Genomic DNA, 5,553 nt, shown 5'->3' on the forward strand with positions numbered 1-5,553 from the left:
CAATCCTCATGAAATGGACCTTCTGAAATATACGGATACGATGGTGGTGCACAATCCCGAATCTAACATGGGAAATGCCTGCGGATGTCCACCGACGATGGAACTGGTACATCGCGGCGTCCTGACCGGTCTGGGTACGGATGGGTATACTCACGATATGATTGAATCGTATAAAGTGGCTAATGTACTGCACAAACATCATCTTTGTGATGCCAATGCGGCTTGGACAGAAGTGCCACAGATGCTGTTTGAAAATAACCCGAAAATCGCATCCCGGTATTTTAAACGGCCTCTTGGCGTCTTACGAGAAGGCGCGGCGGCCGATGCCATTGTCGTCGATTACATACCGCCGACACCGCTTACGGCAGACAATGTCAACAGTCACATCCTCTTTGGGATGAACGGCCGCCATGTCGTGACGACCATAGCTAGTGGCAGAGTCCTCATGAAGGACAGAGAGTTACTCGTTTGTGATGAACAGGAAATGATGGATAAAATCCGCACGGGGGCAGCTGAACTTGCCCGGCGGATCAATGGATGACAACGAAAGGAGAAAGATGATGAGCGACAGAATGTATTCACTGCCCTTTGAACATCTTATGAAATGGCTCTTGGGAGAGCGTCATGTTAAAACTGTGTACGGCGTACATCATTTATATAAGGCTGATCCGTCCCGTACCTATACGATATTTGACCGCAAACTGGAAACACCGTTCGGTCCGGCGGCCGGCCCCCATACACAGTTGGCCCAGAATATAGCCGCGGCCTATGCGGCAGGTGCCCGTTTCTTCGAACTCAAAACGGTACAGACTCTCGACGGGGAAGACCTGCCTGTGGCTAAACCGTGTATCCACGCCGACGATGAATGCTACAATGTTGAATGGTCTACCGAACTGACAGTGCCCAAGGCCTTTGAAGAATATGTCAAAGCCTGGTTCCTCCTCCATGTCCTGGCCAAAGAATACGGCCTGGGATCTGTGGATGGGTTCCAGTTCAATATGTCTGTCGGATATAATCTGGAAGGAATCAGCAGCCCTAAGATTGATGCGTTCATTGAAGGATTAAAAGAGGCATCCCAGACGGCAATCTTTCAGGAATGCCGGGACTGGCTCCTGGGTCATATCCATTTGTTCCAGAATCTGACGGCCGAAGACGTACAGGCGATTCCCGGAACTATTTGCAATTCCGTGACCGTTTCCACCATGCATGGCTGTCCGCCGGAAGAAATCGAACGGATTGCGACCTATCTCCTGACGGAAAAACATCTCAATACGTTCGTCAAATGCAACCCGACACTTCTGGGATATGAGTTCGTCCGTAAAACGATGGATGAACTGGGATATACCCACATGGCCTTTACGGACCGTCATTTCCAGGATGACCTGGCTTATAGCGATGCCGTACCGATGCTGCAGCGCCTGAAGAAACTGGGAAAAGATAAAGGACTCCTGTTCGGTGTTAAACTGACTAATACGTTTCCCGTGGACATCAAAGGGGGAGAATTACCGGGCGAAGAAATGTACATGTCCGGCAAGCCTCTGTTCTTCCTTTCCATGAATGTAGCGAAAAAGCTGACAGATGATTTTTCTGGCAGCCTGCGTATTTCCTACAGCGGCGGTGCCGATGCCTTCAATATAAAGGATATTGTAGACACCGGTATCTGGCCGGTTACGGTGGCAACTACCCTGTTAAAACCTGGCGGCTATGAACGACTGTCCCAGATAGCGGGCGGGTTACACAGAGACGATGCACCTTCTTTTGGCGGTGTCGATGGAGAAAAGATCCGAAATCTTCTGGACCGCGCCCGGAAAGATGCGTATTACAGACCGATGCCCCGGGTGCGCCAGGAACGCAAGAATGACCAGCCTCTGCCTGTCATGGACTGCTTTATGGCTCCCTGCAGTGATACCTGTCCCATCCATCAGGACATCCCGGCTTATATGACTCTCGTCAGGGAAGGTAAATACAAGGAAGCGTTGGAAGTCATCCTGGAAAAGAATCCCCTGCCTTTTATCACCGGCACGATTTGTTATCATACATGCATGAACAGCTGTACCCGCAATTTCTATGAAAGTCCGGTGGAAATACGGCGTAATAAGCTCATAGCGGTAGAAAACGGATACGACGCCGTCATGGCAGAACTCGTGCCGCCAGCAGGAAACGGCAAAAAGGCGGCTGTTATCGGTGCAGGCCCGGCGGGGCTGTCAGCCGCGTATTTCCTGGCCCGTGGTGGCGTCGATGTCACGGTTTTTGAAAAAAATGATGCGGCCGGCGGCATGGTCCGCTCCTTCCTCTGTGATAAAAAAGGACAGATTACAGCCGATGCGATTGATAAGGATATTTCCCTTGTTGAAAAAATGGGCGTCCATATCGAAACGGATCACGGCATCGGGCAGTACGATGAGCTGGCTGATTTTGATTATGTGCTGGCGGCCTGTGGCGTCAGGGGACTTGTGGGCGCTGCCAGACCGGCAGATATTCCGGGACTGATTGTCATCGGGGACGGTCACTATGGAAAGACAACGTCTGTCGTAGAATGTATTGCCGATGGAAAACGGGCAGCTGAAGCCATCCTGAACATGCCGGTCAGTGTCGATACGGAACTGGCAGCGGATGAAGAAGCCGTCTATTCCCAGCGGGGTCAGCTCATCATGGCTCCTGAAGCAGGGTGTGACCGACGCTGCCTGCAGTGTGATGCTGTCTGTGAAGTCTGCACCGAAGTATGTCCCAACCGGGCCAATATGGCCGTACAGGTGCCGGGATTCCTGCACCGGCAGATTATCCATCTCGATGCCCTCTGCAATGAATGCGGGAACTGCCGGTCGTTCTGTCCCTGGCAGGGGGCTCCGTATAAAGATAAACTGACGATATTCCGGACGCAGGCCGATATGGATGACAGCACCAATCCGGGCATCCTCCTGATTCAGCCTGAGACGGGCCGTTTCATCGTCCGCCTGGACGGTATGAAAACAGAGTACACCGTTGGTGAATCGGGTACATCTGTATTGGAAGAACCCGTACGGAAATTGATTGATACATTATTCCGTGATTATTCCTATGTGTTATGGTAAGCGCAGTGATATCTCGTTTATCCTTTTCTAATTGCGATATAGTATATGCGCAAAAAAGTGTATATGTTTTCGGAGGTGATTTTTTATGAATCTCTATCAGGAAGAAAACGATGGCATTGTCAGCCTGACCGATGCCGGAGTGAAGGAAATTCAGGCTCACAAAAATTTTTACAGTGATGCGACGAAACCGATTCCCCGGGAAAAACGGGACTGGCATATGAAGGATATGGCCAATCTCTGGATCGGCATTATCGTATCCGTTGCCGTTTATCAGGTAGCCAGCGGCCTCCTCGTGGCCGGCATGACCTGGTATGAAGCACTGCTTACCATCGTCCTGGGTCATACGCTGGTCATGGCCGTCGCCATGATCATCGGCCACTACGGCGTCAAATACGGCATGAACTATGCCATGCTGGGCAAGGCGATTTTTGGTCAGAATGGATTATGCGTGCCGGCTATCATCCGTGGCATCCTCGGCATTTTCTGGTTCGGCGTCCAGGCATGGATTGGCGGCCAGGCGACGAGTATTATTATTTCTACTGTTTTTCCTGCCTGGGGTGATTTGGGATTTCCGGGACTCTTTATTTCCTTCCTCATCTTCTGGGCACTCAACGTCTACATTGCCGCGTCCGGCAATAAAGCCGTCAAAATCCTGGAAGGTATTTCAGCCCCGGCCCTCATTGCCATGAGCCTGATCGTCATCGTCTGGGGGTTATCGACGGCCGGATGGAGCCTCGATACGCTGCTCAGTGCCCAGGTCGTGCAGGCCCGCGGCGATACGGATTTCTGGACGCTGTTCTGGCCGGCCCTTTCCGCTATGATCGCCTTCGATGGCGGTATTGCCCTGTCCATGCCGGACTTTACGAGAAGCTGCGTCAATCAGAGAGCCCAGATTGTCGGCCAGATCATCAGCGCCCCAGTCATGACCGGATATATTGCCTTTGTCGGCATCTGCGGTACAGCTGGTGCCTGGCTGGCCTTCGGTAAAGAAATCTGGGAACCGGCCGTCCTCGTCGGCTGCTTCCCCAGCCCGATTATCCGGCTTATCTTCTCCCTGTTCATTATCATGGCCATCCTGACGACCAACGTTGCCGGCAACCTGATTCCACCGGTCAACATCGTCGCTTCCTATGTCAAAGGCCGGTTCAGCTACCGGAAAGTGGCTATCTTCGTCGCCTTCCTGTCCCTGTTTGCCCAGCCGTGGAATTCTCTTTCCAGTGCCTATCATCTGATTTTTGATGTCACCCAGCTCCTGGGCGCACTGATTGGACCGATTTCGGGCATTTACATTGCCGCCTATCTCTTTGAATATCACACAGACCTGAGCATTGTCGATGCTTATATTGAAGGACCGGGCAAATATTTCTATTCTAATGGATGGAACATCCGGGCTATCGTCATCATGCTCATCTTTACGGCTATCATATTTGCCGGCAAATGGGTACCGGCCCTGAGCCCGCTCTTTAATAATGCCTATGTATTTGGTACACTCGGCGCTTGTATTACCTACGCCCTGGTTTGCAAGTTGGGAGGTAATTCATCATGCAATACGTCATCAAAAACGGAATAGTTTGTCTCGAAGGACAGCACGTCAGGACCGATTTGAAAATTAACGACGGTATCATAGAAGAACTGGGAAAGGGAATCTATCACGGTTCAGAAGAAGTCATCGATGCCGATGGTATGTACGTCTGCCCGGGCGGCATCGACCCTCATACCCACATGGATTTGCAGCAGTCTCCCAAATACCGGGCCTGCGATACCTTCTATACAGGCGGTATCGCCGCTGCATGCGGAGGGACGACGACGATTATCGACCATATGGCCTTTGGCCCTGTAGGATGTTCGCTTCATCATCAGTTCGACGTCTACCGGAAACTGGCGGCAGACTGCCCGGTAGATTACAGTTTCCATGGCGTATTCCAGCATGTCGATGCCGATATACTCAAGGAACTGGGAGATATCATCGATGAAGGCTTCCCCAGCTTCAAAGCCTATACGACATACGGATTTCCCATTACAGAACCCCAGCTCATGCCTATCCTGCGGGTCATGAAAGAGCACCACGGTCTGCTCACGGTTCATGCAGAAAATGACACCATTACCAATACGCTGCGCAAGGAACTAAAGCCTGATGAATTGCTGCCCATCGGGCAGGCCCTGACGCGTCCCAACATTGCCGAAGCGGAAAGTGTCAATATGCTCCTTTCCGTCGCCCGTGCCGACGGAGATGCACCGGTATACGTAGTCCATCTCTCGGCTCATGAAAGCCTGGATCAGGTACGGCTGGCCCGCAGGGAAGGGCAGAAGAATATTTATGTTGAAACGTGCCCTCAGTACCTGCTCCTGACAGAAGATAAATTCCGCGATGGCGGTCCCGAAGAAGGCATCAAATACATGATGGCGCCACCACTGCGCAAGAAAGAAGATAATGAAGCCATCTGGCAGGGACTGCGTGACGGGTCGGTTCAGGTCATCGCTA

Annotated in this window: 4 protein-coding genes; all 4 read left to right on the plus strand. The window is 51.8% G+C overall.

From position 1 onward, the window contains the following. Positions 1–541: amidohydrolase family protein (locus tag DBO31_RS04440; RefSeq protein WP_150824537.1), on the plus strand; the 541-nt coding region annotated here is incomplete at its 5' end. Between the two features lie 16 nt (positions 542–557). Then, a complete protein-coding gene (gene ygfK, locus DBO31_RS04445) occupies positions 558–3,071 on the plus strand; it encodes a putative selenate reductase subunit YgfK (protein ID WP_234995388.1) in 2,514 nt (837 codons plus the stop codon). Between the two features lie 85 nt (positions 3,072–3,156). After that, positions 3,157–4,641: an NCS1 family nucleobase:cation symporter-1 gene (locus DBO31_RS04450; RefSeq protein WP_113856459.1), complete on the plus strand. Its 1,485-nt coding sequence runs from the start codon at positions 3,157–3,159 to the stop codon at positions 4,639–4,641. Then, on the plus strand, positions 4,614–5,553 hold a 940-nt coding region (locus DBO31_RS04455), incomplete at its 3' end, for an amidohydrolase family protein (protein WP_150824538.1). The genes DBO31_RS04450 and DBO31_RS04455, both read left to right, overlap by 28 nt.

This window comes from Megasphaera sp. DJF_B143 (genome assembly GCF_900320625.1).
GTDB classification, from domain to species: Bacteria; Bacillota; Negativicutes; order Veillonellales; family Megasphaeraceae; genus Megasphaera; species Megasphaera hexanoica.